The sequence below is a fragment of the Bailinhaonella thermotolerans genome (genome assembly GCF_003594875.1).
Classification (GTDB): domain Bacteria; phylum Actinomycetota; class Actinomycetes; order Streptosporangiales; family Streptosporangiaceae; genus Bailinhaonella; species Bailinhaonella thermotolerans.
The window spans coordinates 81662-104528 of sequence record NZ_QZEY01000017.1 but is presented as its reverse complement, the minus strand read 5'-3'; the positions used below and the strand labels follow the sequence as shown (position 1 = coordinate 104528).

At 74.2% G+C, this 22867-nt stretch carries 25 protein-coding genes and 1 CRISPR repeat array; of the genes, 14 read left to right on the top strand and 11 right to left on the bottom strand.

Annotation, left to right across the window (positions count from 1 at the left end; translation table 11 throughout):
- Positions 1-45: 45 nt before the first annotated feature.
- Positions 46-1194 carry a methyltransferase domain-containing protein gene (locus D5H75_RS31475; RefSeq protein ID WP_119930291.1) on the top strand — a complete coding sequence of 383 codons (1149 nt, stop codon included), beginning with the start codon at positions 46-48 and terminating at the stop codon, positions 1192-1194.
- Positions 1195-1239: 45 nt separating this feature from the next.
- On the opposite strand, the gene D5H75_RS31470 is transcribed toward D5H75_RS31475, so the two are convergent.
- Together D5H75_RS31470 and D5H75_RS31465 are read right to left on the bottom strand one after the other, a co-directional pair.
- Positions 1240-1749 carry an NUDIX hydrolase gene (locus D5H75_RS31470; RefSeq protein ID WP_119930212.1) on the bottom strand — a complete coding sequence of 170 codons (510 nt, stop codon included), beginning with the start codon at positions 1747-1749 and terminating at the stop codon, positions 1240-1242.
- A 302-nt stretch (positions 1750-2051) separates the two neighbouring features.
- Positions 2052-4079, bottom strand: a complete 2028-nt coding sequence (locus D5H75_RS31465) for a TM0106 family RecB-like putative nuclease (protein ID WP_119930211.1) — start codon at positions 4077-4079, stop codon at positions 2052-2054.
- 323 nt (positions 4080-4402) lie between these two features.
- Here D5H75_RS31465 and D5H75_RS31460 point away from each other — a divergent pair, with 323 nt between their 5' ends.
- The 4 genes from D5H75_RS31460 (at position 4403) to D5H75_RS42115 (ending at position 6659) form a co-directional block, all read left to right on the top strand.
- Positions 4403-4651 carry a hypothetical protein gene (locus tag D5H75_RS31460; RefSeq protein ID WP_119930210.1) on the top strand — a complete coding sequence of 83 codons (249 nt, stop codon included), beginning with the start codon at positions 4403-4405 and terminating at the stop codon, positions 4649-4651.
- Between the two features lie 64 nt (positions 4652-4715).
- Positions 4716-4886: a hypothetical protein gene (locus tag D5H75_RS42120; protein WP_202638693.1), complete on the top strand. Its 171-nt coding sequence runs from the start codon at positions 4716-4718 to the stop codon at positions 4884-4886.
- A gap of 213 nt (positions 4887-5099) precedes the next feature.
- Positions 5100-5567 (top strand): single-stranded DNA-binding protein, encoded by a 468-nt coding sequence (gene ssb / locus D5H75_RS31450; RefSeq protein WP_202638692.1) that lies wholly within the window; start codon positions 5100-5102, stop codon positions 5565-5567.
- Between the two features lie 321 nt (positions 5568-5888).
- Positions 5889-6659, top strand: coding sequence for a hypothetical protein (locus tag D5H75_RS42115; protein WP_202638691.1), 771 nt, complete (start codon positions 5889-5891; stop codon positions 6657-6659).
- Positions 6660-6801: 142 nt separating this feature from the next.
- A CRISPR array of direct repeats spans positions 6802-7255; the repeat unit is 29 nt; unit sequence GGGGCCATCCCCGCGTGCACGGGGAGCAG.
- A 453-nt stretch (positions 7256-7708) separates the two neighbouring features.
- On the opposite strand, the gene D5H75_RS31435 is transcribed toward D5H75_RS42115, so the two are convergent.
- From D5H75_RS31435 to D5H75_RS31410, 6 genes are all read right to left on the bottom strand, one after another.
- Positions 7709-8170 carry an NUDIX domain-containing protein gene (locus D5H75_RS31435; RefSeq protein ID WP_119930206.1) on the bottom strand — a complete coding sequence of 154 codons (462 nt, stop codon included), beginning with the start codon at positions 8168-8170 and terminating at the stop codon, positions 7709-7711.
- Positions 8171-8179: 9 nt separating this feature from the next.
- On the bottom strand, positions 8180-9376 hold the full coding sequence (locus D5H75_RS31430) for an aminotransferase class I/II-fold pyridoxal phosphate-dependent enzyme (RefSeq protein WP_119930205.1): 1197 nt from the start codon (positions 9374-9376) through the stop codon (positions 8180-8182).
- Positions 9373-10404, bottom strand: a complete 1032-nt coding sequence (locus tag D5H75_RS31425) for a Gfo/Idh/MocA family protein (protein ID WP_202638690.1) — start codon at positions 10402-10404, stop codon at positions 9373-9375. Before D5H75_RS31425 ends, D5H75_RS31430 begins: the two co-directional genes overlap by 4 nt.
- Before the next feature lie 195 nt (positions 10405-10599).
- Positions 10600-11562 carry a Holliday junction branch migration DNA helicase RuvB gene (ruvB, locus tag D5H75_RS31420; RefSeq protein WP_119930203.1) on the bottom strand — a complete coding sequence of 321 codons (963 nt, stop codon included), beginning with the start codon at positions 11560-11562 and terminating at the stop codon, positions 10600-10602.
- A complete protein-coding gene (gene ruvA / locus D5H75_RS31415; RefSeq protein ID WP_119930202.1) occupies positions 11559-12140 on the bottom strand; it encodes a Holliday junction branch migration protein RuvA in 582 nt (193 codons plus the stop codon). Before ruvA ends, ruvB begins: the two co-directional genes overlap by 4 nt.
- A gap of 202 nt (positions 12141-12342) precedes the next feature.
- Positions 12343-13032, bottom strand: a complete 690-nt coding sequence (locus tag D5H75_RS31410) for a response regulator transcription factor (protein WP_147425331.1) — start codon at positions 13030-13032, stop codon at positions 12343-12345.
- Between the two features lie 506 nt (positions 13033-13538).
- Between D5H75_RS31410 and D5H75_RS44355 the strand changes: the two genes are divergently transcribed.
- Both D5H75_RS44355 and D5H75_RS31400 read left to right on the top strand, forming a co-directional pair.
- Positions 13539-15383: a serine/threonine protein kinase gene (locus D5H75_RS44355; RefSeq protein WP_119930200.1), complete on the top strand. Its 1845-nt coding sequence runs from the start codon at positions 13539-13541 to the stop codon at positions 15381-15383.
- Positions 15384-15560: 177 nt separating this feature from the next.
- The gene (locus D5H75_RS31400) at positions 15561-16043 is read left to right on the top strand and encodes a hypothetical protein (RefSeq protein WP_119930199.1); all 483 of its coding nucleotides are present in this window, start codon (positions 15561-15563) and stop codon (positions 16041-16043) included.
- Between the two features lie 124 nt (positions 16044-16167).
- On the opposite strand, the gene D5H75_RS31395 is transcribed toward D5H75_RS31400, so the two are convergent.
- Complete coding sequence (locus tag D5H75_RS31395; protein WP_147425330.1) at positions 16168-17040, bottom strand: hypothetical protein; 873 nt, start codon at positions 17038-17040, stop codon at positions 16168-16170.
- A gap of 287 nt (positions 17041-17327) precedes the next feature.
- On the opposite strand from D5H75_RS31395, the gene D5H75_RS31390 reads away from it, so the two are divergent.
- Positions 17328-17819 carry a hypothetical protein gene (locus D5H75_RS31390; RefSeq protein ID WP_119930197.1) on the top strand — a complete coding sequence of 164 codons (492 nt, stop codon included), beginning with the start codon at positions 17328-17330 and terminating at the stop codon, positions 17817-17819.
- Positions 17820-17862: 43 nt separating this feature from the next.
- Here the strand turns inward: D5H75_RS31390 and D5H75_RS31385 are convergent, their stop codons facing one another.
- Positions 17863-19161, bottom strand: coding sequence for a hypothetical protein (locus tag D5H75_RS31385; protein ID WP_119930196.1), 1299 nt, complete (start codon positions 19159-19161; stop codon positions 17863-17865).
- A 952-nt stretch (positions 19162-20113) separates the two neighbouring features.
- Here D5H75_RS31385 and D5H75_RS31380 point away from each other — a divergent pair.
- The 6 genes from D5H75_RS31380 (at position 20114) to D5H75_RS31355 (ending at position 22316) form a co-directional block, all read left to right on the top strand.
- Positions 20114-20359 carry a hypothetical protein gene (locus tag D5H75_RS31380; protein ID WP_147425329.1) on the top strand — a complete coding sequence of 82 codons (246 nt, stop codon included), beginning with the start codon at positions 20114-20116 and terminating at the stop codon, positions 20357-20359.
- Positions 20360-20527: 168 nt separating this feature from the next.
- The gene (locus D5H75_RS31375) at positions 20528-20821 is read left to right on the top strand and encodes a hypothetical protein (protein WP_119930194.1); all 294 of its coding nucleotides are present in this window, start codon (positions 20528-20530) and stop codon (positions 20819-20821) included.
- Positions 20821-21192, top strand: a complete 372-nt coding sequence (locus tag D5H75_RS31370) for a DUF3307 domain-containing protein (protein ID WP_119930193.1) — start codon at positions 20821-20823, stop codon at positions 21190-21192. The genes D5H75_RS31375 and D5H75_RS31370 overlap by 1 nt, the downstream gene beginning before the upstream one ends.
- Positions 21193-21418: 226 nt before the next feature.
- On the top strand, positions 21419-21676 hold the full coding sequence (locus D5H75_RS31365) for a phosphopantetheine-binding protein (protein WP_119930192.1): 258 nt from the start codon (positions 21419-21421) through the stop codon (positions 21674-21676).
- Positions 21677-21783: 107 nt separating this feature from the next.
- Positions 21784-22074, top strand: a complete 291-nt coding sequence (locus D5H75_RS31360; RefSeq protein ID WP_119930191.1) for a DUF6247 family protein — start codon at positions 21784-21786, stop codon at positions 22072-22074.
- Positions 22071-22316 (top strand): hypothetical protein, encoded by a 246-nt coding sequence (locus D5H75_RS31355; protein ID WP_119930190.1) that lies wholly within the window; start codon positions 22071-22073, stop codon positions 22314-22316. The genes D5H75_RS31360 and D5H75_RS31355 overlap by 4 nt, the downstream gene beginning before the upstream one ends.
- 212 nt (positions 22317-22528) lie before the next feature.
- Here the strand turns inward: D5H75_RS31355 and D5H75_RS42110 are convergent, their stop codons facing one another.
- Positions 22529-22789 (bottom strand): hypothetical protein, encoded by a 261-nt coding sequence (locus D5H75_RS42110; RefSeq protein WP_202638688.1) that lies wholly within the window; start codon positions 22787-22789, stop codon positions 22529-22531.
- Positions 22790-22867: the final 78 nt, after the last annotated feature.

Below are 22867 nucleotides of genomic sequence, written 5' to 3'. Positions count from 1 at the left end.
AGGAGGTCGGCCCTCTTGAAAGCCGCGTGTGATCCCGTGAGCGACATGGAGTGGGAGCCCTACGCCCGCCAGTTGGCCGACCAGGTGGCGCATCCGGTCTCGCGATGGCGCCCCATCATCGCGGCCGTGCCACGGCACAGGTTCGTGCCCCACTGGTGGGCCTGGCGCTACCGGCAGAACATCGAACCCGAATTCGAGCTGGCCACGCCCCAAGACCGGCAGGCGTGGCTGACGAACGTCTACGACGACCGGAGCCTGATCACGCAGGTCGGCCCTCATCACGCCGACCACGCCTCGCCGGGAGAGGTGCGCGTCGGTCACCCCACCTCCTCCGCGACGCTGCCGAGCCTGCTCGTGCAGATGTTCCGCCACGCGTTCATCTCCGATGGGATGAACGTGCTGGACGTGGGAACCGGGTCGGGATACGGGACGGCCCTGCTGGCCACCTGCCTGGGGGATGGACGGGTCACCAGCATCGACGTAGATCCCTACCTGACCCAGGCGGCGCGGGACCGGCTGGCCGAACTCGGGCTGCATCCCCACCTGATCACCGCCGACGCCACCGGCACCGTCCTGGGCACCTATGACCGGATCATCGCAACCGTGTCCGTCCGCCCCGTTCCCCGAACGTGGCTGGAGGTGCTCCGGCCGGGAGGCCGCCTGGTCACGACCATCGCCGAGACCGCCTTGATCCTCACCGCCGACATGAACGACGACGGGACGGCCTCCGGCCGGATCGAGTGGGACCGCGCCGGCTTCATGCACACCCGCTCCGGCCCCGCCTACAAAGGGGTCAGTCCCGACATGTGGGCGCGGGCTCGCGAGGACAAGGGCGAGGACATCACCTCCGGCCGCTACCCCCTCGTCAACGTGCCCGAAAGCTGGGACCTGTGGTCCACCCTCGGCGTGCTCCACCCCGGCATCGAGCACCACTACGAGGAGGACGAACGCACGAACACGCGGACCGCGTACATGGTCCACCAGGACGGCTCATGGGCGCGGGCCACCTCACGCGGGGGCACCAACCCGGTCGTCCACCAGGGCGGCCCGCGGCGGCTGTGGGACCTGCTCGACGGCCTCAGAGAGATGTGGCTGCGCGAGGGCTCCCTGCCGGTCTACGGAGCCAAGGCGGACATCGCCAAGGACGGCACCATCCGACTACGCCGCGGGCGGTGGGAAGCAACCCTCACCTGACCCAACGCCCGGGGAACCTAGGGGCGGCACGGGCAACGCGGCCGTTCAGTCCACGTAACCCGGGGGTGCCGGTGTTCCCACCGGCAGCTTCCAGATCGTTCGGGCGATCTCGCCGGCCAGCGTCGCCTGCGCCACGGCAGGTCGGCCCCATCCGAGTACGCCGGGGGCGTGCATCAGCGGCGCCAGGAGTCGCCGGTAGGTCCGGCCGTTGTCCACATCCGGACGGCGCGGCCCGAAGGCACTGATCACTCCGACCATGCGGACCTGGGCGTACGGGGCGCGGCCGGCGCGGCGCACCTCCTGATAGCCGAGGTACGCGGTCTGGGCGACGCGAACCTGCGCCTCCTCCATCGCCTCCCGCTTCAGCGTGGCGACCATGTCCTCGTCGTACGGCTCGGGCCTCCCGCCAGGAAGGTTGAACACCCCGTCATCGTCGATGATCAGCACCCGGCCGGTGTGGGGGCAGAGGAGATACCCGTAAACCTGGGTGATCTCCAACCCGGCGGGAGTGGGAGCGGGGTACCAGAGGTAGGACACGTCGGCGTCAGCGCTCACCAGCGCAACGTTAGCCGCCGCGTCCGCCGGCGGCAGGGCGGATAGCGGTCCGCTGGCGGCCTCGTCGACCGTGAGCCGGGCGGGGCTGAGGCCGCCGGTGAGGGGATGAGGACGCCGTGGCCATCGAGGTCTCGCCGAGGATCACGTGGGTGGGGCCGAGGGCTCAGGGGCGGTGGCGGCGCGGCCTCGCGCACGGCCTGGCGGGCGCGCACGCGTGACCCCGCAGCTCCGTCCCGGGACGCGGGAGGGGGCGCCGGTCGCTCGTGCGATCGGCGCCCCCGGGTGCGGGGTGGCTCGCCCGGCTATACCGCGGTCTGCCGCGCCGGGGCGGGAGCGTTCTCGCCGAGGTCGGCGACGCTGGGCAGATTCTCGCCGGGGCGGCGCTGGGACTCGGCGAACCGGACGAGGTACTCGCGGATCCGCAGCGTGGCGAGGTTGTCCTGGTGGTTGTACACCGTCAGGCGCTCGCGCATCGCCTCGCGGACCGCGGCGTCGGGATGCTCGACCGCGTCCCGGTACCACGCCTGTGAGGTCGCCCCGTTGTCGTCCTCACCGCTCCACTGGTGCCCGGCCAGCTTGGCCAGCGACTTGATGCTGTAGTCCAGGGTGGGCCAGATGAGGTCCTCGGCCAGGATGGGCCGCAGGTCCACCCAGCGCGGGTCGGCCAGCAGCTCCTCGACCTGCCCGGCGGTGGGCACTCCCGGAGCACCGGCGTGGCGCCGGGCCAGCTCCCGCAGCGCGGCGTCCTCGTGGTGGCTGTAGTGGTAGATGCGGATGCCGAGCCGGTGGGCGTCGGCGTGCCCGATCAGGTCCCGCAGCTCGGCCCAGAACTCCGCCAGCGCCCGCGCCTCACCGTCGGCGGTGCCGTCCCAGCACGTGAACGGCCGGTAGTCGCTGCGCACGTGCACCTGCCCGTCCGGGCGGCGCTTGCGGCGCGTCACCAGCGCGCCGAACAGGTACGTGTGCCCGGGCACGTCCTCGAAGTCGATGTCGACCTCGATGGAGGCGCGGGGGAACCCGGCGAAGTCGCTGCCGCGGGCCCGGTGCACCGTGCCCGCCAGGCGTACCCGCGCCCGGTCGATGAGCTCGGGCAGGTTCGCCACGCGGGGCCGGGCGAATCCGGCGGTGACCGGATCCAGCCCGGCCAGATCGGCCACGGTGACCACCCCGGCCTCGGCCAGCGGCAGCGTCAGCTCCCGCGTCCGGGTGCGCTTGGGCCTGAACGCGCGCAGCACCTCCCGCGCGGGGGCGCCCGGGCGCGGCCATCCCGCCGCCGCCTCGATCACCGCGGGCACGTCCAGTCCCAGCTGGACGGCGACGGCCGTGGGGTGGTGCAGACCGGCCAGGTCCGTGATCGCGTGCACACCCCGGCCGCGGAAGGCGGACGCCTTGGCGGGCGTGATTCCCGGCACCAGGGTGATGTCCCCGGCACGCGTCATGGCGTCCATGCACACCCGGCGCCAGCCGCAGCCGGGGCAGCGTGAGGCGTCGTACTGGGGGAGCGCCAGCGAGGGCAGGCCCGGCGCGGCGCGGCGCTCATGCTCGCGGCGGACGATCCCCAGGCGGAGAGCGCGCTCCTGGTCGTAGATCTCCAGGGCGCTCATCCGCCGGCGGGCCCCGTCCCGGTCAGGGTGCAGGAACAGCGGCTCGTCGAGCCGGAACCACACCACCCGCAGGCCGCGCCCGATGACGCCGCCCCACACCGCCGCCCCCTCGGGCACCGCCAGGCCGTGGGCCTGGAACATGCGGTGGTAGTGCGCGAGCTGCAGGCAGTCCTGCAGCCGGGCGCTGCCCGTCAGCTCGGTCGGGGCGGCCCGCTCCAGGTACGGCGCGCCCAGAGAGCTCACCGGCCACGGCTTCGGCCTGGCCTCCCCGTCCAGCTCGCGGTGCCACTTGACGTCGATGGGGTACCAGCCGCCACCGTCGGCGCGCACGGCCATGTCGGGCTCACCGGTGAGGTGCTCGCTGGGCACCGGCGCGAGCCGGGCGTTCCACAGCATGCGCACGGCCGGGTCGGCGAAGGCGGCCATGGATCGCGCCTCCCAGTCCCGCTTGGCCGCCGGGTCGGACCGGTCGGCCGGGGAACGGAGGAAGACCACGCCCGGCCGCCCGGAGTGCGCGTCCCTCAGGTGCCGTTCGACCTCGGCCTCGAAGGCGTTGCCCGCGTCGAACAACGCCTGCAGCCCCGGAGCCGGCGGCAGCTTCATGGCCGGGTCGTAGTCGGGGTCGGCGTCCAGGCGGACCTCGTTGGGGCACTGCTTGGCGAAGTATCCGCCGAAGTTGGGCAGCTCATCGGGCTGCCGGCCGCTGGTGTGTCGGTTGTCGGTCATGCCGGGCACCGTCCCGGCCCACCCCCGTACGGCAACGCCGGGCCGCTCCCGTACGGCAACGCCGGGCCGCTCCCGGCCGCGCCGTCCCGGTGCCGCGGGAGCCGGTACGCCCGCGCGGCGTGAGCGGCGGCAACGGCCGCCCACGGAAATAACAACAACCGGACAATGACGCCCTGAAACGCAGAATCTGACCCCTACAGTCCTGTGTCGCGGGAGACGTTCACACGCACCCACGCTCTCCCGCATCCACAGCCTTGTTCCTTTCGCACCATTCGTCTTACGCCGCCCGCCCCGGCGGCGGGCCACGTCAGGAGGCGCACAGGATGCTCCACGACCACAAGGTGCCCGCGGTCCACCCGGCCCCCGGCTCCGGGACCACTGCCCGCCCGCCCCGGTGCGTGCTCCTGCCCGACGCGCAGCGTCGCCCGGCCGTCGCATGCACGCCCGGCGAGGAGAAGGCGGCGCGGGAACGCCTGCGGACGCTCGAGCTGCGCATCCAGGCGCTGCGGGCCGACCTGGCCCGCATCCGCTCCCTGCTCAGCGAGCTGGAGGACCGCGCGGATGCGCTCTGACCGGCCCGCCCGGCCCTCCGCCGCCCCCTCATCCGTCCGGCTCCGCTCGCCGAAGGCGTACACGATGAACCTCACCCTCACGCTGCCGCCGCAGGCCGCGGCTCCGCCCTGCCCGATCTGCCTGCGCAACCTGACCTGGGACGGCACCGAGGACGAGGCCGGGCTGTGCCGCCGCTGCGCCGCGCACCTGGCCCCGCCGGCGTCCCCGGCCACTCCACTCCGGGCCCCCGCTTAGCCGGGCACGCTCCTCTCACATTCCGCCTCACGCGCGGGCGACGGGCTGGGGCGTACGCCCTGAGGGGGCGCCCCGCGCCGCCGAACGGGAGCGGCGGCGCGGGGCGGGGGCGTACCCGGGGTTGGCCGGCTCCCCGTCGCGGTCATGGTCAGGCCGGTCAGGGCAGCGGGCCGCCAGTTTCTGGCGGCGGCCAGAAAAGGGGGAGCCCCACCTGTGGCTGATAACACGATCGACGTCGTAGGCAACCTTGTCGAAGACCCGCAGCTGCGGATCACTCCGGGCGGCACGGCCGTGTGCACGCTGCGCATCGCCTCGTCGTCGCGCCGCTACGACAAGAAGAAGGCCGACTGGGTCGACGGCAAGAAGGGCTTCATCGACGTGGTGGCGTGGGGACTACACGCCGAGTGCCTCGCCGAGTCGCTGACGCGCGGCATGCGCGTCATGGCCCGCGGCGAGATGACGACGGACACCTACGAGACGAGGGAAGGTGAGAAGCGGACCCGCTACGAACTGGCCAACGCCGAGGTCTTCGTCAGCCTCCTCGGCCACGTGGCCGACCTGAGGAAGGCCGGCGACGGCGCGGCCGGCCGGTCCCGCGGCAACGGCAACGCCGGCAGGAAGGGCCGGGGCCGGAACGAGCCCGCCGAACCCGAGGGTCAGCAGGACCCCTGGGCCTACTGACCACGGTGACCGGCTGACATCCGTTCCCGGCTCCCGACGCGGCACCGTCCCGCCGCGAAGGTGTCCCGGCCGGCGCCGGACCGCGGGCGGACCTTCGCCCGCGCCATCCCGCCGCACACCGGTGACGACGACGAACCCCCGGCCACGCCGGGGGTTCGTGCACACCGTACGGACGTACCCGCCACCGAACGCCACGGGCAGGCGGCGCACACGTGCGTACACTCCCCAGGCGGCGGTGGTGATCACAGGCGGCCCTCCCGGACCGCCGCGATCCGCGTCCACCCGCGCCGCATCCGCCACCCGGCAGAAGGAAGAGCGAACATGCACCTGTGGGCCCTGCGCCCCGCACCCGACGGCCCCATCCGCGCTCAGGCGGACCACGTGCCGTCCTTCCAGCTCGACGCCACCAGCCCGCCGCCCCCGCCGGGCCACGCGCCCGGCTGGGCCTGGGCCGCCGGACAGGCCCTGGCGTTCGCCCGTACCTCGGCCTGGCGTGGCCATCTCTTCCACCCCGTGGCACCCGACCTGATCGTGGTGACACCGTCGGCGGCGCGCCCGGCCCCCCAGGAAGCCTGGGCGGCTCTCCTGGCCCGCGGCGCCGCCCACCGGATCCTCGGAGACCTCACCACCCCGCACGCCCTGCTCACCGCCGGCATGCTCCACGCGGACGAGCGGGAGATCCGGGACCTGGCGCAGAACGCCCTCACCGCCGCGATGACCGCGACCGAGGACCTGGCCCGCATCGCCGCGCACACGCCCGACCCCCTCGACGCCGTCACCCGGGCCGTGGCCGAGTCCGTGACCCAGGCCCACCGCCACCTGCTCGGCCCCCGCGCCACCCCCCTCCAGACCCCGCCCCCCGACGGCCTGGCGTTACAGGTCCGCACCCCCTTCCCCCCGGACCTCGACCCGCAGGCCCGCCAGGACTGCGCCCGCCGCCTCGCCCTGCCCTGGCCGTCCGCCGCCCCCGACCGCGTCGGCCCCACCCTCGGCCCCGCCGCCTGGTTCACCCACCTCCAACACCACAACCTGGGCCTATGGACCTTCCCCCACAACAACCACCTCACCACCATCGCCGACCACGCCCCCTAACGACCACCCAGCACGACGACGCACGCCTTCCCCGCGTGCCCAGCGAGCAGACGATGGCGTCCAACATGGGCCCGTCATCGCGGAACCATCCCCGCGAGTGCGGGGAGCACCCGAGACGAGGAGGCCGCGTCGTGAGCCTGACGGGACCATCCCCGCGTGCGCGGGGAGCAGGGTCGGGGGCTCCCTCTTCGTAGAGGGCGAGCGGGCCATCCCCGCGTGCGTGGGGAGCAGATGGCGTGGGACGACCTGAACGAGGTGGCCAAGGGGCCATCCCCGCGTGCACGGGGAGCAGTTCGCGCCCTTCACGACCGTCACCGGCCGCATGGGGCCATCCCCGCGTGCACGGGGAGCAGTTCGCGCCCTTCACGACCGTCACCGGCCGCATGGGGCCATCCCCGCGTGCACGGGGAGCAGCTCAACCTCATCAACAGCGGCAACATCGTGTTGGGGCCATCCCCGCGTGCACGGGGAGCAGCCTCTCGTCGATCATGTGCGTCCTCCGGATGGGGGCCATCCCCGCGTGCACGGGGAGCAGTACGTGCCCGCGCGGATCGCTGCCTCTTGGTCGGGGCCATCCCCGCGTGCGCGGGGAGCAGGCTCGGCGACCTGCGGGTTTGTCAGGGGCTGGCGGCGTTTTCGAGCACTTTTAGCGATCTGGGCATTGGGGTTACTACTTCGCGTTCCGGTTGATAGTCGTCGTTCGGTGGCAAGTTTCCCGCTGGTGGGGCTGCGGGGTGTTCCATTGTGCAGTCCTCTTCTGGATGATCGCGAAGGCTCTCATCGGTGCGAGGTGAGGATGCTCAGTGTCGGCGATACGACCCGTCTGATCATGGTGATTATCAGCGAGCGCTGTGTCGTGTGTCTTCGTCGAGATAGATCAACGCGTCGTCACCGATCCCAGGGGACTCCCGGACTAGGCGGGCCATAGTGGCGTAGGCGCAGGTCGCTGTGTGTTCTCCCACGCAGTGGTTGTGGGCGGGCGGGGGTTTTGGGGGGAATGGGACGTGTCCCCGGCGGGGGTGCCGGGGACACGTGGGTTGGGGATGGGTTCAGGCCTGGGGCGTGGAGTGCTGGGCCCAGGCGTGGATGGTCTGGGCGGTCTCCGGAGTGACGTCGGTGGTGCCGACGTCGGCCGGGTGGATCCAGCGGTGGGCCGTGTGCTCGGCGGACAGCCGTACCGGCTGGTCCGGGGCGGGGACCGCGAAGGTGAGCTGGCGGGCCGTACGGCCTGAGCCGGTGGTGTAGTCGAACGCGGCCACGAAGCCGGGGTCGACGGTCACCGGGCCGGTCCAGCCGATCTCCTCGGCCAGCTCCCGGGCCAGGCCGGTGAGCGGGTCCTCCTGGTCCTCCAGGCCGCCGGAGGGCAGCTCCTCGATGCCGGGCAGGAACTCATCGTCGCCGGCCCGCCGCAGGATGAGGACCCGGCCGCCACTGTGGACGACCGCGCCGACCACGAGCTTGCCGATGCCGTCGCGGCGGGCTTCGTCGATCATCTGCTGCAGGTCGTTCATGAGATCAGGCTACTCCCGGGTGATCGTCTCCAGAGCCCGCTCCAGGGCCCCGATGATGGAGTCACCGTAGGCGCGGCCCGCCTCGTCGTCGACCGCGGGCACCTGGACCCGCACGGTCTGGGCGGCGAGCCGGTCGCTGACCGGGAAGTCGCCGCGGATGCCGGTGTCCTGGTAGGTGGTCACCGGGGAGATCGGCTCGCAGAAGAGCGGGTGGGTGTGCAGGGGCCGCATCGCGTCGCAGTGATCGAACGCGTCGCATCCGCTCGCGCGCAGGGTGGTGAGCAGGTCGTCGCGGGTGAACCCCGCCGCCTCCGGGTCGACGGTGAACACGAAGGCGTAGAAGGTGGCGACCTGCGACCCCGAGACCGGGGTGAGCACCCCGATGCCCGGCCGGTCGGCCAGGACCCGCTCCAGGCGGGCGGCGTGGCGGGCGCGGGTGGCCAGCCAGTCGTCCAGGCGCCGCAGGCAGGACTCGGCGAGGGGCAGGCCCAGGGGGTTGATGCGGTACTTCATGCCCAGCCCCGTCTCGGCGTACCTGTACAGCGGGTTGTCGGGCCGGATCTCGGCCTTGGCCCGCTTGTTGAAGTGGCCCAGCAGGGTCGCCTTCTCGTAGACCTCGCGGCGGGGGGTGGTCATGATGCCGCCCTCGCCGGCGGTGATGGTCTTGTTGCCCTGCAGGCTCCAGCAGGCGGCGTCGGCCAGTTCCCCGACCGAGACGCCGTCGCGGCCGGCGCCGTGGGCGTGCGAGCAGTCCTCGACCAGCGCCAGGTCGTGCTTGTCGCACCACGCGCGCGCGGCGCGGGTGTCCTGCGGCTGCCCCCACATGTGCGTGATCACCAGCGCCTTGGTGCGCCGGGTGATCAGCTCGGTGGCCGCGGCCAGGTCGAGCGCGCCGTCGTCGGTGACGTCGGCCGGCACGGGCAGCGCGCCGAGCAGCGTCAGCGGGGTGGCGGTGGCGAAGAAGGTGTAGTCCTGCACGATCACCTCGTCGCCCGGGCCGATGTCCAGGGCGTAGTAGGCCGAGTGCAGGGCCGCCGTCCCGGAACTGGTCAGCAGCGCCAGGTCGGCGTTGTGACGGGCGGCGAAGGCGTCCTCGAAGCGGGCGATGATGCCGCTGCGGTCGTAGATCGAGATGGCCTCCCGCGACTGCGCGATCAGCGCGGCCTCGATCTCGGGGTCGTTCGCGGACCAGGTCAGGCCGTTCATGAGACCTCCAGGTGAGAGGTGTCCGCCACGAAGGCGGGGCTCTGGTTGTCGAGGCTGGTGTAGGCGGCCTCCGTGAGGGCGACCGCGATCAGTCCCAGCCGGGCGTGCTCGGCGGTGATCCGCCGGTCGGTCAGGGTGGCGGCGTGGTGGCGCAGCATCGCCGACCACGGGTCGGCGACGGAGGTGGACTCCACCGTCTGCGCCAGGCCGACGTGCTCGGGCATCTCGAAGCGGGCCCGGTCGCCGGTCAGGTCGAACCGGCCGTGCTCGGCGACGAGCTCGACGTCGTCGGCCTGCTCGTCGCACCGGGACAGCTCGACCAGGCCGCGGCAGCCGCCGCGGTGGTTCACCGTGATCCAGGCGCGCTCCTCCACGTCCACGGGGGGACGGTGGGCGGGCGGCTCGGGGGTCACGGCGTACACCGAGACTGGATCGGGCGCGATCCGGGCGATCAGGTCGAACGCGTGATAGCCCAGGTCGCAGATCGCTCCGCCGCCCGAGCGGGCCCGGTCGGCGCGCCAGGTGCCGGAGTAGTCGCCGGTCGGGCGCGTGATGCGGATCCGGTAGGACAGCAGACGCCCCCACTCCGGCAACTGGGCCATGGCCTGGCGCAGGAGCGGCCCGTGCGGCCGGTGGGCCATCACGCGCACCCCCGGGTGGGGCAGCGCGGCCAGCTCGGCGGCGTCGGCGAGGGTCAGCGCGTACGGCTTCTCCTTCCACACCGCGACTCCGGCGCGGGCCAGGGCCAGCACCGCGGCCTGGTGCGTGTCGTGCGGCCCGGCCACCAGGGCCACCTCGGGGCGGCCGGCGGCCAGTGCCTCCTCCACGCTCTGGTGGACCGGGACCGGCCCGGGCAGCAGTCCCTCCCCGACCAGTTCGGCGACGCGGTCGCCGGTGGTGGGGGCGGGGTCGACCACGGCGCTGACCCGCAGCGGTGTGCGGGCGGTGCGCAGCGCGCGCAGCAGCCTGGTGGAGCGGTTGCCCAGGCCCACCAGGAGCAGGTGGGGTCCGGCGTTCGTGACGGTCACTTCTTTTGTCCCTCCTCGGAGGATCGGAGGGTCCGGAACGCGGTCCTCGCGTTCCGGACCCCGTTCGCGCACGGACCGTCACGGCCGGCGCTCGTGGCGCAATACCAGCGGGACAGGTGGTACGACAGAGCCTCCCGGTGCCGTGGGGACCGGGAGGCTCGTGATCGCGGGGCGGGGCGGGGCGGGGCGGGGCCGTCAGGTCGCGGGGGCGGGCAGTCCGAGGTGGCCGAACGCCTTGGGGGTGGCGACGCGGCCGCGCGCGGTGCGCTGGGTGAGCCCGGCGCGCATCAAGTAGGGCTCGTGGGCCTCCAGCGTGCGCTCGGTCTCGTTCACCGAGGCCGCCCACGCGGCACCGCCGACGGGGCCGCCGCCGAACTGCACGCACAGGGCGTGCAGCAGGCCGCGGCCCAGGTCGTCCAGCCCCAGCTCGTCGATGCCGAACCGGTCGAGCGCGTCACGCACCAGGGCGTCGTCGGCCGCTGGGCGGCCCTCGACGTGCAGCACGTCCCGCACCAGCCGCAGCCGCTGGTTCAGCACACGGGGGGTGCCGCGCGAGCGGCGGGCCAGGGTCAGCGCCCCCTGATCGGTCAGGTCGAAGCCGAGGCGCCGGGCGTTGGCCGCGGCGATGCCGGCCAGGGCGGCCTCGTCGTAGGGGGCGAGGTGGCCGGCGAAGCCGAACCGGTCGCGCAGCGGCGCCGACAGCAGCCCCATCTGGGTGGTGGCGCCCACCACCGTCATCGGGGGCAGGTCCAGGCGGACGATCTCCGCCGCCGGGCCGTCGCCGACGGTGATGGCGACCCGGCCGTCCTCCATCGCGGCGTACAGGGTCTCCTCGGCGGCGCGGCCCATCCGGTGGATCTCATCGATGAACACCACCGCCGGGCCGGTCACGCCGGTGAGCAGCGTCACCGCGTGCGCCATGGTCTCCAGGCCGGGGCCGAGGGCCGGCACCAGCGGGACGTCCAGCTCGTGGGCGATCACGTGCGCCAGCGTGGTCTTGCCCAGCCCGGGAGGGCCCGCGAGCAGGACGTGGTCGAGCATGCCGCCGCGCGAGCGGGCCGCGGTCAGCAGGACCCGCAGCCGGCCCGTCAGGACGGGCTGGCCGGTGAACTCGCGCAGGGTGCCGGGGCGGAGCGGATCGTTCGTCTGGCGGCTCACGCGGCCCCCTCGCGCAGGACGGCCAGCGCGGCCCGCAGGAGCGTGGTCTGGCCCGCCTCGGGCCCGTGCGCGGCCACCGCCCCGGTGACGGCCCGGCGGGCCTCCTGCTCGGGGAAGCTCATCCGCCGCAGCGCCCCGATCAGCGGCTCGGCGTCGGGCGGCAGCGCCTGCGGGACGCGCGCGGCCCCAGCCTGGGCGAGGCCGGCGGGCACGGGGGTGTTGTCGATGAGGCGCTGCGCGGTCCGCCTGCCGATTCCCTTGGCCCGGGTGAGCGCGTCGGCGTCGCCGGACTGTACGGCGGCCGCCACGCCCTCGGCGGTCAGCTCGGCCAGCAGGGCCAGCGCCGCGGCGGGGCCCACGCCGTCCACCTGCCGCAGCGCCTGGAACATCGCCTCGTCCTGGCGGCGGGCGAAGCCGTACAGGGTGATCGCCGTGTCGCTGACGGTGGTGAGGACGAACAGGCGCACCCGCTGACCGGGTTCCAGCGGCTCGGCGGTGCGGACCCGGTAGCCGACGCCGCCGGCGGTGAGCACCAGGTCCTCGTCGATCACGCGGCCTTCGAGATATCCGATCATCATGTCCCTTCCGGCACCGTCTCTGCCGGGACTGTGCCTTTCCCGGGACTGTGCGCCCGTCGCCGCGCGGGTCACGGTGCCGCGGGGATCGGTGCCGCGGGGATCGGCGCCGTGAGTGGCGGCGCCGCGGGACGGCCGCCGCCCCGGCCCGCCGCCGAGGCCGGGGGAGGGCCGGGGCGGAGGGCCGGGGGAGGGGCGGCGGGGCTCAGCCGAGCTTGTAGCCCACGCCGTTGATGGTCGAGATCAGCCCGGTGGACCCGGCGGCGTCGAGTTTGCCGCGCAGGCGCCGCACGTGCTCGGTCAGCGACTTGGCCGACCCCTGGGTCCCCCACACGCTGCGCAGCAGGTCCTGGCGGCGCACCGCCTTGCCGGCGTTGTTCGCCAGCGCCACCAGCAGCTCGAACTCCAGCGGGGAGAGCGTGACCGGGGACCCGGCGGCGGTCACGGTGCGCGCGTCCACGTCGATGACCAGGTCCTCGACCGTCAGCACCGACGGGCGCGGGGTCAGCCGGGAACGCCTCAGCAGGCTGCGCACCCGGGCCGCCAGCAGGGCGGGGTCGAAGGGTTTGGTCACGTAGTCGTCTCCGCCGAGGTCCAGGCCCAGGCGCTGGTGCGAGGGCTCCGTCTTGGCGGTCAAGAAGATCACCGGGGTCATGTTCCCGGACGAGCGGATGTTGAGCAGCAGGTTGAGCCCGTCCAGCCCCGGCATGTTGATGTCCAAGATCAGCAGGTCGACGGGGCTGCTCCGCACCGTCTTCAGCGCCGTTTCGCCGTCGAGCACGCCGAGTGTCGTGTGGCCTTCGGCGCGCAGCAACGTGCGCACCATGTGGACCAGGTTGACGTCATCATCGGCTATCAGCACCCGGGCAGGGGGTGACGTCAAAGTGTTGAGCACCACTGCTCCCTCGAACGCAGAGAAATCGATCTTGCGCCAGGCGCCGGATACTAACGCATAAAGCAGAGTGAACGCTTACTGGGGCAATAAGCCCTTTGTGTGCCCGACTTGCCCGGGTGACTCGCCCGCCGGTTCGTGAACGCCCCGGGGCCGCCATTCGAACGGCGCGCAGGGGGCGCGTGACCGGTCCGTGACGGGCCGCTGAGCAGGGCGGTAAAAGGCGGGGAAAAGCGCACGGGCGCCAGCGACGCTCATGTTCCGCGGGCTGTCGGCGCGCCGAAACGGCTCACTGGAATCGGTCCGGCCGGGTCGGTGGGAGGGCGCCGCCATTCCCGAATCCGAGCCCCGCCGTCCAGGGCCGGCGGCATGGACGCGCCGACGCGTCCGGCCCGGCCCGATGGCTCATCACCGATCGTGCCGGGCGTGATCAGCGGCGATCGCGCTCGCGTCCCTCTTGATCGCCACCGGACGCGGCCGCGCAAAAGTGGATCAGTAGGTTATGGGGCATGACGCACCCCTTGAAGCCCGATGATCCCGGGCATTTCGGTGAGTACGTTGTGGCGGGCCGGCTCGGCGAGGGCGAGCGGGCGGCGGTCTACCTCGCGCACGACCCCGCCGGTCGTCCCGTGGCCGTCAAGGTCCTGCCGCGCGGTGACGAGGAGGCCCGCGAACGCCTGTCTCGTGAGCTCCCGGCCGTGCGCGAGGTCGCCTCCTTCTGCACGGCCCGCGTGCTGGGCGCGTCCCTGGACGGCCCCCGGCCGTACGTCGTCAGCGAGTACGTGGACGGGCAGTCGCTCGCGGAACGGGTCCGCGGCGGGGGGCCGCTGCACGGCGGCGACCTGGAGCGGGTGTTCGTCGGCACGGCGACGGCCCTGGCCGCGATCCACGCCGCCGGAGTGGCGCACCGCGATTTCAGGCCCGGTAACGTCCTGCTCGCGCCGGACGGCCCGCGCGTGGTCGGCTTCGGCATCGTCTGGCAGCCGGCGGCCGGCACCCTGACCGGGGACGCCACCGGCACCCCGGCGTACCTGGCGCCCGAGCAGGTCCAGGGCCACGAGGCGTCCCCTGCCTCGGACGTGTTCGCCTGGGGCGCCACGATGCTGTTCGCGGCGACCGGCCACTCGCCCTTCGACGCCGAGACCGTCCCCGTGGTGGTCGGCCGCATCCTCAACCACGACCCCGACCTCACCCCGCTCCCTCCCCGTCTGCGTGACGTCGTCGCCGGCGCGCTCGCCAAGGACCCCGGGTCCCGCCCCAGCGCGCGCCAGATCCTGCTGAGCCTGATCGAGTCCACCGCCGCCACCCCGTCCCCGATCCTGGACGCGGCCCGCGCCGCCCTCACCCCGGAGCCGGGGGACGTGCCGGGCGCGAGCCGTACCGGGGACGTCACGGGCACGACCGGCGCACACCGCGCCGGAGAGGCCGCGGGCGTGGCCGGCGTGAGCCGTACCGGGGAGGCCGGGAACCCGGCGGGCGGGATCGGTGCCGCGGGCCCGGCGGGCGGGAGCCGTACGGGATCGAGGTCGCGGGGGTGGCTGATCGGGGCGGCGGTGGCCGGGGCGCTGGTGGCGGCCTCGGGCCTGGTGGTGTGGCTGAACCCGCTCGGCTCCGACGACGCGGGAGGCCAGGCCGCCCCGGGTGCGACCTCCCCGCCCGCCCGGCAGGTCCCGGCGAGCCCGGGCGCGACGGCCGGCGCGGGTACGGGCCAGACGGGCGAACCGCTGGTCACCGACGACTTCGAGCGCGCGGTCCCGGAGGGGTTCGGCGAGGCCGGCAGCGGCGGCGCGTGGGCGGTCGGCAGCCCGCAAGGCACCTACGCGGTGAAGGGCGGATCGGCCCGCATCACCCTGCCCGCCCCCGGAACAGGCGGGAGCGCCCACCTCCCCGCGGTGCGGGAACAGCGGACGGATCTGGCCTTCACCTTCAGCACCGACAAGACGGTGAACGGCTGGCTGTTCGTCACGGCGGTGGGGCGGAAGGTCGCCGGCGCCGGAGCGTACAGCGCCCACCTGACCCTCAATCCGGAGGGCGACGTGGGGCTCCAGCTCATGCGGACCGACCTCAAGAACACCGAGACCCGCATCACCCCCTGGCGGAAGATCCCCGGTCTCACCTCCCGCAGCCCCATCCGAGTCCGCGTCCAGGTGACCGGCACCGGCCCCACCACTCTGCGCGCCAAGGTCTGGCAGGCCGGCACCCCCGAACCCGACTGGCAGGCCGCCACGACCGACACCACCGCCGGCCTCCAGGCGACGGGCATCCCCGGCGTGGGCACCTACCTGTCTCGCAAGACCGTCAACGCCCCGGTGACCCTCATCCTCGACGACCTGGTGATCACCCGCCCGGCCTGACCCCGCCCGGCCTGACCATGCCCGCCCACACGCCGGTCCGCGGGCGGGCCCGGCGGTGTCAGCGCGCCGGTCCTCCGCGACCGGCTCCTGGGCGGCACGGACGATCCCGGGCGGCACGGGGGAGAGGGGCAGGTCCGCGAGGGTGCGGCCGCGGCGGCGGCGCGCACGGTCGAGCCGATGGAACTGGCTGAACACCCGTGCTGGGACCAGGCGTTCGCCGTCGAGGTCCCGCTGTCGCTGACGTCCAAGAGCAACTACCGCCGGCAGAGGTCGGGGCGGAACTGGCGCGATCACCAGGCGTTCGAGCTCGTCGTGCGGGCCCGGCTGCGCCAGGCGCTGCCCGAGGGCTGGGAGCTGGGCGACGCGGACGCCAAGGTGATCGAGCGGCCGAGCGTGGTCATGGCCGTCCTCGGCCAGACCCTGTACGACTCCGGGAACACCCCCAAGGGGGTGGCCGACGCGGCCCAGGGGGTCGTCGTGCACACCGACGCCTCGATCGACGCCACCGTGGCCATCACCCGCCGCGGCGCGGGCGATGGCCGCTTCACCCTCGCGTTCGCGCGCCTGCCGGCGGGGTCGGACCTGGCGGCCAAGGCGGCCGCGGCCGCCGAACTGGCCGTCCGGGCCGCCGCATTCCACGAGGGCCGCCTCGCGCCGTGACGGCCCCCCGGCCTCGCCTGCCGCCACCCGGTGCGGGGCTCCGGGCAGCGGAAGATCCCAGGCTCCTGCGCGGGGCCTGGGATCTGGCGTGTGTCGGCGGGGGAGGGGCCGCGGGGGCGGCCGGTCAGGCCACGGCGCGGAAGACCGGCAGCTTCTTGAGCTTCCAGACGCCATCGGCCTGAACCCACACCACCTCGGCCTGGGCGGCCGGGCCCGCCTTCTTGTCCGGCGCGGTCAGCGCCCAGATCTGCAGCGCCGTCCCGTCCGGGCGGCCCACCAGCCCGCTGGCCTGGATCTGCCGGCCGCTGTCGTGCCACTGCTTGAGCACGGCCGCCCACTGCTGGCGGACCTGGTCCGAGCCGGGGTCGGCGACCACCTGTGAGACGCGGGCCACGTCCCCGGACCGCAGCTCGGCCAGGATCCGCTCGATGTCGGCCCAGCTGGGGATGGGGTAGCCGGGCGTCAGGGGCGCGGCGGGCTCCACCGGCGGCTGCGAGGCGGCGGGCGGCGCCGGCGCGGACGTGGCCGGCGGCTTGGGCGGCGCCGGGGGCTCCTCGCCGCCGGAGTTCAGCGCGGCCACGCCGAGGACGGCGGCCAGGGCGAGGCCGCCGCCGAGCATCGCCATGGTCTTCTTGGGGACGTCGGGCAGGCTGAGCCGCGAGGACGGCGACGCGGCCGGCGCGGCGGCGTCCTGCGGCGCGGCGTCCGGCTCCTCGGCGGGGGGCTGTTCGATCGTGGCCGGCCACATCGGGGCCGCCGTGCCACGGAACGCCGCCGGATCGGTGGCCACCGGCGTCTCCCCGGGGCGCCCGCGCCCCCATTGCCGGCCCGGATCGGAGGAGGGGTCGTACAGCCACACGTAGCCGTCGGCGTCGGTGGCGTGGACCTCCCAGATCCGCTGCAGCGCCGCGGCGTAGTCCAGCTCGCCGGCCCGCACCTGCGCCTCGAGCCGGGCCCACTGGTCCTGAATGTTTTGCAGTTGCGGAGGTAGTGACATGTCGCTCCAAGCGCCTCCAGTGACGCGCACCGGTGCGCGCCGATGAGGAAATGACGCCGCCTACCGTTCGCGGCGGCCCCGGCACGGCACGGACCTCGCGCCGCCGGGTCCGCCCTCGCGCTGCCGGATCCGGGGGCACCCGCACCGTCCTGCTCATGACTCCGCCATCCGCCGCGCCCCTCACTCCGGGGCAGCGGGCCGTGCTCGGTTCCCGCCCGCAGCCGCCAGACCGCCCCGATCCCGGGCCCGCACCGGGCGGCCCCGCCGTACCCCTTGGTGATGAGCAGGTGCGCGCCTGGTCCGACGCCCAGCTGCGGGAGGTCGCCGAGCTCGTCCGCGCCGAGCAGGTCCGCCGGGCCGTCCTCAGCGCCGACCCCGAGGCGCTGTGCGAGGCCGCGTTCGCCGACGCCTTCACCCATCGCGGGATCGCGGGGCAGCCGTACCTCGCCGGCGGCATCCTGGTCTGCCCGGGCTCCATCCGCCGGCGCTCGGCCACCTCGCACGACTGCGTGTTCGCCCACGTGGACGACCACTGGTGCTGGGAGCATCCCGACGTGCTGCTGGACGAGGTGCGCAAGCTCCCCGACAAAGGCAAGGAGCACCAGCGGTCGGTCACCCTCATCCCGGTGGCGGACGGGCAGAAGGTCGACGTGATCGCCGGCCGGATGACCCAGGGAGCGCACAGGGCGACCTCCGTCACCAGCTACCAGGTGGACGGCGACCGGCTGAAACTCGTCCAGGCCCGGACCCCCAGGTCCGCGCACGGCCGGGGACGGTGAACCGCGGGGCCGGCCAGGCCGGCCCCGCGGTGTCCGAGTGGACTCACTCCTCGCGGGCGGCCCGGGCGACGCATTCGCCCAGCGTGCCCGTGCCCTGGCGGATCAGCCCGTCCAGCACCGCCCACGGCCGTGCGGTCTCTCCCAGCGCCCGGCGGAGCCCGCCGGCCAGCTCGGCCAGCCGCGACTCCCGCAGCTCACCCCTGCAGTCCCGCACGGCCGTCAACGCCTCCCGCGCGGGCAGATGGCAGACCAGGTCGTAGGCGCCCACGCGCGGTGTCTCGGCCAGCAGCTTGGCCGCCACGGCCGCCCGGCGGTCCGGGTCGTGCCGCGCCGCGGAGAACAGCTCGGCGAGCTCGTCCGGCGTCACCACCAGATCCCGGCTCAGCGGCTCGTCCAGGTAGGCCAGGAGGGCCATGGCGGTGAACAGCGGGGTCCGGTCGGGGCGGGCGAGCAGCACGGCGCAGCCCGCCGGCGACAGCCGCCGGCGCGCCGCCGCGGCCGTCAGGTCCCGCCAGGGCAGTTCCCGCTGCCGCAGGGCCCACAGCTCGTCGGGGAACGGCAGCAGCCGCGCCTCGTCCAGCGGGTGCTCGGCGAGCGGGCCGAGCGCGGACAGCTCCCGGCGCAGATGGCTCAGGGCCGCGTCCTCGCCCGCCGAGCGGGCCAGCGCCACGGCCCCGGTGAGCAGCGTGTGGCAGGGGTCGCGCCATCCCCCGCGGGCCATGACCTGTTCGACCGGCAGCCGGGGCGGGTGGATGACGGCCCGCAGGAGCGCGATCTGGCGGGCCTGGCTGAGCTCGGCCACGTGGTTCAGGGCCCGCGGCACCAGCCGGGAGTCGCGGGACCTGGCGCACCACAGCGCGAACTCGGGCTTGTCGAGGTCCCGGTGCAGCGCCGCGGGAACGCCCCGGATCAGGGGCGAGGCGCCCTCGATGATGCGGCGCTTGACCGCGCCCGGGACGACCGGGTTGGCGAACAGGCGGCACCGGACGGCGTCGTCTCCCACGATGAACAGACGTTCGGCGACGTCCGGCGGCAGGCTGCGGTTCTCGGCCAGGGACCGTCGCCGGGCCGGGCTGCCGTCCGCGGCCAGGGCGCGCACGGCGTCGGCCGGCAGATCGGCGCGCTGGGCGAGCTGCCACAGCACCGCCTCCTCGTCCCGGGACAGGGCCGCCGCCAGCACCTCAGGCGGCAGCGCCCCCTCGGCCTGGGAACCGATGAGCCGCGCGCACATGTCCACGTCGGTCGTGCGGATGATCTCGGCCTGCGCGGCGGGCGGAAGCAGCCGGTACACCTCGGCCGCGGCCTGCTGCTCCCGCGCTGACAGGCCCGTGCTGTTGACCATGTCCTCTCCTGTTGTCCGGCCTGAGGGGAACCGTCCGTACGGCAGGCCTCAGGCAACAGGCGGGCCCACGGGGCACGGGCGGCCGGACCGCGCCGAGGGCAGCGCCGCCCGCGCACGGGCGGGCGGGCGGCGGGTTTGCGGTTCGGCGCTGGGCGGGGGAGACCGGCCCCGTCCAGCGCGGGGCCGCCTCAGCGGACGCGAGGGTGCCGGGAGTGGCCGACCGGGCGCGGCGCGGAACACCGGACCGCCCGGTCAGCCAGGCGTCGTGGCGCCCGCCGCCCGCCGCGGATGGAGCGAGGCGCCGACCGGTTCCCCGGCCAGGCCGCGGAGGAGCACTTCCCGCTCTCCCCGCCGGGGCCGGGCCCCGGCGGGGTGGCCGGGCCTGGTGATGACAGAGCCCCTCCCGCGCGCCCTCCCCAGAGCACCATGAACGCGCGCCGTTCCGTCGCGCCGATGGGCCCTGGCGAGGCCACCGCGGTCCTGGCCCGCGGTGGCGGTGGCCGGCTCAGGCCGGGTGCAAATGTGTGAAGCGGTCATGCCGGGCATGCGCGAGGAAGACGACGCCGGACGGAAGGCGGCGGTCACGCAGGCGGCCGCGCGGGGTGGCGGCGGGGGGAAACGATGACGGCATCGTCCGGGACGGCGCCGGCCGGCGGCGTACGCGCACGTGCTCGTCTGGCGTGGGCGTGAGAAGGGCAGGCGCCGCTGACCGGAGGGGGCCGGGGCGCCGGCCGAGCCGTGGGGCGGGCGGAGAAGCGCGGCTGGGCGGTCAGGGAGGTGTGGGGGGACGGTCTGGGCGGTCTGGCCCGTGAACGGGGGCGCGGTCCGGTCGCGGGCGACCGGAAGGCGGACGCCGGGCCGGGCGGGGGCGGGCCGGGGCGGGCGGGGACGGTGCTGCGGCATCCGGGCGGACCGGCATGATGAGCGTGGCCACGGGAGAAGGGATCGCATCGTGGATGTGGAGGAGATGGTCCGGGCGGGACGGGCGACCGTGCGGGAGACCCGGTACGCGGGCGTGTACGAGGGCGGGGAGTGGGCGTGCTTCCCCTGCCCCGCCGGGGAGGTGCCGGGCGAGGCGTTCGGCTCCGACGTGGTGGCGTCGGCGTGGTGGGCGGAGAACGGGTCCCGCGTCGGCGTGGGGGACACCCCCGAGGCGGCCATGGGCGACCTGGCCTCGCGCCTGACCGGCGGTTCGTGACCGGGACGAGCAGGCCGAAGATGTGACGGGCAGACCCCGCGGGCCCCCGGCGTGACGTCCGGCCCTGCGGGGAACCCCGCCGGGTGATGAAGGGCACGTGTCCTTGGTCGGCATCCCGACCCCCCAACGGTGTGCGAATGCAACGTACACACCAAACAGGGAGGAACTGTGCCCACCATCGTCGACGGCGTCCACGTCCGCGAGACCACCGACCCCGTGGAACCGCTCCACCCCGACAACGCCGCGATGGTCGTCCGGATCTGGGCGCGCGGCGCCGGACTGGACCCGGACACGATCGTCTACACCAAGACCGACCAGGACGGCTTCACCGTCACCGAGCGGGACGGCAAGGTGCACCTGTCGTGCCGGCCCGAGCTCCTCACCACCTCGAACCGGCCCGGCATCGCCCAGCGCCTGCTGGACGAGCTCCGCCCCTACGCCCCGCAGGAGGTGGCGGCGTGATGGTGGCCGAGTCCTTCCTCGCCCACCTGGTGGGCGACTACGTCCTGCAGTCCGAGTGGATGGCCACCCAGAAGTTCAGGCGGTGGTGGCCGGCCATCGTGCACGGCCTGATGTACTCGCTGCCGTTCCTGCTGATCACCCAGTCGCCGTGGGCGCTGCTGGTGATCGGCGGCACCCACGCCGTACTGGACCACTACCGCGTGGCCAAGCACGTGATCCGGGTGAAGAACAACTTGCTGGCTCCCCCCTCCTACCGGAGGGAGCAGGCCGGCGCCCCGGAACCGCCGCCGACGCCCGAGTGGCTGGTCATCGTGGTGGACAACACGATGCACCTCGTCATCAACTACGCGGCCCTGACCTGGCTGGGCTGACCCCGGCCGAAGCGGCGCCCGTCACCGGAGGGTGGGTCCACGGACCCACCCTCCCTCGTCATGCCCCGGCCGCACGAAGGGCTGGAGCCGCGACGAGACCGCACGGCGACGAATCGCGCGCGGAAGCCTTGTGCGCCGCAGCGGCGCCGTCAGCGTCGGGAACAGCAGGCCCGCGAACGGAACGCGCGTGGCCCGGAGACAGCCGTCTGCACGAGAAGGGAACCCCATGAGCGAGGTAACCAGACGGGACATCGAGCGCACCCTGCATTCCATCATCGCCCGCGAGACGCGCCGCCCCGCCTCGGCGATCTACAACAATCTGGACCTGGAGGAGCTGGGCGTCCAGGGCCAGATCGCCGACAAGGTCTCGCGGGAGATCGAGAGGAGCCTGGAGGTGCGGATGCGCCAGGGCGACGTCGAACGCGCCCGCACGGTCGGCGACCTGGTGACCGAGGTCGAGCGACAACTACGCCGCCGCCGCTGACCCCCGCCCTCGAAGCGAAGCCCCGGGCAGAACGCCTGGGGCTTCGGCCGTCCGCGCACCAGGATCAGAGACCGGCCCCCGACCCGGCAGGCAGTAGGCTGGGAAGCATGACGGCGCAGCCCGTGCACTCCGCGGACCCCGACCCTGACGACATCGGGGCCATGCTCTCCGGTGACGACCGTGCCCGCTTCTGGGCCGAGTATCACCGGGCCGTCGACGCCGCCCATGAGCCGTGGGGGTACCGGAAGCTGCGCGCCATGCTGGCCGAGTGGCGGCTGTACGCGATCGCCGCGGCTCAGCCGGACTACGCCGCACGCGCCCAGGCGGCGATCACCGGTGAGGGGTTCGTGGACGAGGCCGAGGCCGCGCGCGTGACGCGCTGGCCGACCTCCCGGTGAGCTACCGCGTCGAGTTCCACACGGCCGCGCTGGCGCAGATGGGCGGGCTGCCCGACGCCGCGCTGGACGCGCTGGTGTCCCGGGTCGCCGACCTGCTGGAGCGGCCGTGGGACGCGCGGGTGATCGCCGACGACCGGCGCTTCCGCCGCACGACCTTCGGCGACGGGCGCGGCCTGGTGTCGTTCTACCTGGATGAGACGGCGCAGGTGCTGCGGATCTTCGACGTGACCTGGGCCGGCTGACTCCGGGAGAGGGAGCCCACCCGGCCCGGGACGCCGGGGAGGGCACGATGAGCATCGCGACCGACCAGCGGGGCCGGCGGGCGACGCGTCATCGCCGCTGACCCGCGCTCACCGTAGTGAAGCCCCAGGCGTCGTGCCTGGGGCTTCAGCGTTCGCCGTACCACGCGCGAGGCATGTCCGGGCGTGGCGGTCTGGCGGCCGGGGGATCGGCGTCAGAATGGGTCATCCGCGGGAGCCGGGTCGGTGGCGGCCGCCGACTCGCCGGGGAACAGCAGCGCGACCGCCCGGCCGACGGCCTGGCCGGGCCGTACGCCCATGGTGGCCAGCAGCTGCAGCAGGTCCCGCATCAGATACAGCGCGGGCGTCTCCTCGGGCGACTGGTCGAACCAGCCCTCGGCGGCGGCCGGGACCAGGTCCATGTACTCCTGCACGATCCGCCGGGCGCGCTTGACCGGGTCGATCACGTTGGGCATGTCCTCGCGCCACAGCCCGTCGTACTCGTCGATGGCGATACCGCCTCCTCGTCCTCGGGCCGGGTTTCACCGCCGACC

Excerpts from the sequence above, each read along its gene's own strand:
- D5H75_RS31475 (WP_119930291.1), top strand. The coding sequence starts at position 46 with ATGGAGTGGGAGCCCTACGCCCGCCAGTTGGCCGACCAGGTGGCGCAT.
- D5H75_RS31465 (WP_119930211.1), bottom strand. The coding sequence starts at position 4,079 with ATGACCGACAACCGACACACCAGCGGCCGGCAGCCCGATGAGCTGCCC.
- D5H75_RS31460 (WP_119930210.1), top strand. The coding sequence starts at position 4,403 with ATGCTCCACGACCACAAGGTGCCCGCGGTCCACCCGGCCCCCGGCTCC.
- D5H75_RS42120 (WP_202638693.1), top strand. The coding sequence starts at position 4,716 with ATGAACCTCACCCTCACGCTGCCGCCGCAGGCCGCGGCTCCGCCCTGC.
- D5H75_RS42115 (WP_202638691.1), top strand. The coding sequence starts at position 5,889 with ATGCACCTGTGGGCCCTGCGCCCCGCACCCGACGGCCCCATCCGCGCT.
- D5H75_RS31435 (WP_119930206.1), bottom strand. The coding sequence starts at position 8,170 with ATGAACGACCTGCAGCAGATGATCGACGAAGCCCGCCGCGACGGCATC.
- D5H75_RS31430 (WP_119930205.1), bottom strand. The coding sequence starts at position 9,376 with ATGAACGGCCTGACCTGGTCCGCGAACGACCCCGAGATCGAGGCCGCG.
- ruvA (WP_119930202.1), bottom strand. The coding sequence starts at position 12,140 with ATGATGATCGGATATCTCGAAGGCCGCGTGATCGACGAGGACCTGGTG.
- D5H75_RS44355 (WP_119930200.1), top strand. The coding sequence starts at position 13,539 with ATGACGCACCCCTTGAAGCCCGATGATCCCGGGCATTTCGGTGAGTAC.
- D5H75_RS31400 (WP_119930199.1), top strand. The coding sequence starts at position 15,561 with ATGGAACTGGCTGAACACCCGTGCTGGGACCAGGCGTTCGCCGTCGAG.
- D5H75_RS31395 (WP_147425330.1), bottom strand. The coding sequence starts at position 17,040 with ATGTCACTACCTCCGCAACTGCAAAACATTCAGGACCAGTGGGCCCGG.
- D5H75_RS31385 (WP_119930196.1), bottom strand. The coding sequence starts at position 19,161 with ATGGTCAACAGCACGGGCCTGTCAGCGCGGGAGCAGCAGGCCGCGGCC.
- D5H75_RS31370 (WP_119930193.1), top strand. The coding sequence starts at position 20,821 with ATGGTGGCCGAGTCCTTCCTCGCCCACCTGGTGGGCGACTACGTCCTG.
- D5H75_RS31365 (WP_119930192.1), top strand. The coding sequence starts at position 21,419 with ATGAGCGAGGTAACCAGACGGGACATCGAGCGCACCCTGCATTCCATC.
- D5H75_RS31360 (WP_119930191.1), top strand. The coding sequence starts at position 21,784 with ATGACGGCGCAGCCCGTGCACTCCGCGGACCCCGACCCTGACGACATC.
- D5H75_RS42110 (WP_202638688.1), bottom strand. The coding sequence starts at position 22,789 with ATGCCCAACGTGATCGACCCGGTCAAGCGCGCCCGGCGGATCGTGCAG.